We start from the raw sequence: 1,838 nt of genomic DNA, 5'->3' as shown, positions 1-1,838 counted from the left end.
CCGCGCACGCCGAGCCGTCGGATGACGCGGTTGATTGCCTGGGTCACCGTTTCGGCGGTCGGCGCGTCCGATGGCTGCAGCCCGGAGGCGAACAGCGCAACGCACCGAACATCGTTGACGTTCAGCCTGGTCCCGGCGAGTTGTGTCGTAGTGGGCATCTCACACCATCCCGTTTCGTCCTTCCATGCCTTCACACTCCGCCACCCCCGGGGCGGTCGCATCCGTGTATTGCCCTAGCAGGCGCCCGGGGCCGGTCTCATCTGCACTGGGGTCACACGTCGCGCGCGACCGGAGCGGATACGTCGGAGTTGGCATTGCCCTAGCGTGCTGGGCACTGACCGGATGATGCGCGGTACACCACTGCCCGTTCGGGATAGTGAAATTTCTTTTCCTCGAACGGCCGGTGCCGCCAGTCTGGCCGGGCGATGAACTAACTGGCCGAGCCGGCGCGCAGGGCCGCAAAATTCCCACGTGCCCTGCTTCGGACATTCGTGGCGGGCGGGTGCACGACCTCGCGCAAATTGCGCTGGGCCCGTTAACGGGCTTCTAGGAATGTGATGACGGCGAGGACGCGTCGGTGGGCATCAGAGGTGGCGGGGATTCCGAGTCTGGCGAAGATGTGCTTGATGTGCTTTTCGACCGCGCCGTGGGTTATCCAGAGGGTCTTTGCGATACCGGAGTTCGATTGCCCTTGGGCCATGAGCGCGAGCACCTTGCGTTCTCGTGGCGTAAGCGCGTCGAGGGGGTCTGTCCGCCGTCTGGTCGCGAGCAGTTCGACGACGAGCTTGGGGTCGAGGACGGTGCCGCCTTCACTGATGCGCGTGAGAGCGTCGATGAGTTCATCCAGGTCGGATACTGAGTCTTTGAGGAGATAGCCGACGCGATTAGCGGTTGCGGAGAATAGCTCGACCGCGTCCTCGATTTGAGTGTAGGTGGATAGAAGCAAGATCCCGACGGCCGGGAAAAGCTTGCGGATCTCGAGCGCTGCGTGAATGCCTTCTCGGGTCTGGGTCGGGGGCATGCGGATGTCGATGATCGCCACATCGGGCCGGTTATTTTCGACGGCCCGCATGAGCGACGGCGCGTTGTCGACTTGTGCGACGACTTCGATGCCGGCTCGCTGGAGGAGTTCGGCGAGTGCTTGGCGGATCAAGGCCGCGTCGTCGGCCAGGACCAAGCGGAGCGGCATGGGCAAGCTACCTCTCGGTTCGCGGCCCGAGGATCGGGAGATCGGCCGTGAGGACGGTCGGCCCGCCGACGGGGCTCATCAGTGTGATGTGGCCGCCGACCGCGTCCGCGCGGTCGTGAAGACCCTGCAGTCCTGTGCCTCTGCTGACGGCCGCTCCGCCGACGCCGTCGTCGGTGACGGTGAGCCGGAGCGCGTGTGGTGTTCGAGCCAGCGTTATCTCGACCTGATGGGCGCGCGCGTGCTTGGCGGCGTTGGCGGTGGCCTCGGCGGCGATGTAGTACGTGGTGGCCTCGATGGCAGGATGCAGCCGTCCGACGTCTGTTGCCTTCACGTCGACGGGTATCGCCGCCCGGCGCGCGAGCGTCCGCAGGGCCGAGGTGAGGCCCCTTTCCGGCAGCTCCGCGGGGTGGATTCCGTGGGCTAGGCGCTGGAGTTCCGCGATGGCTTCGCGCAGGTCGGCGTGCGCCGCCTGCAGGAGCCGGGCGGCGTCATCGGGCGCGGCCGCGAGCAGCCGCCGGGCGTTTTCCAGTCGCATAGCGACGGCGACGAACTGCTGCTGCGCGCCGTCGTGGAGGTCGCGTTCGATCCTCCTGCGAGCCTCGTCCGCCGCCCGGGCGATGCGAGCACGGGATACCTCCAGCTCCCTGAG

At 66.6% G+C, this 1,838-nt stretch carries 2 protein-coding genes; both read right to left on the bottom strand.

Going from position 1 to position 1,838, the window contains the following annotated elements; genetic code table 11:
• Positions 1-535 precede the first annotated feature (535 nt).
• Positions 536-1,189, bottom strand: coding sequence for a response regulator transcription factor (locus VGZ23_00705; GenBank protein HEV2356129.1), 654 nt, complete (start codon positions 1,187-1,189; stop codon positions 536-538).
• 7 nt (positions 1,190-1,196) lie between these two features.
• Positions 1,197-1,838: histidine kinase (locus tag VGZ23_00700; protein HEV2356128.1), on the bottom strand; the 642-nt coding region annotated here is incomplete at its 5' end.

This window comes from bacterium, from assembly GCA_035945995.1.
In the GTDB taxonomy this organism is placed as follows: domain Bacteria; phylum Sysuimicrobiota; class Sysuimicrobiia; order Sysuimicrobiales; family Segetimicrobiaceae; genus DASSJF01.
Note: the sequence above shows the minus strand (reverse complement) of the source record. Positions and strands in the feature narration are given on the sequence as shown.

Coding starts and splice junctions, on each gene's coding strand:
- VGZ23_00705 (HEV2356129.1), bottom strand. CDS start 1,189: ATGCCGCTCCGCTTGGTCCTGGCCGACGACGCGGCCTTGATCCGCCAA.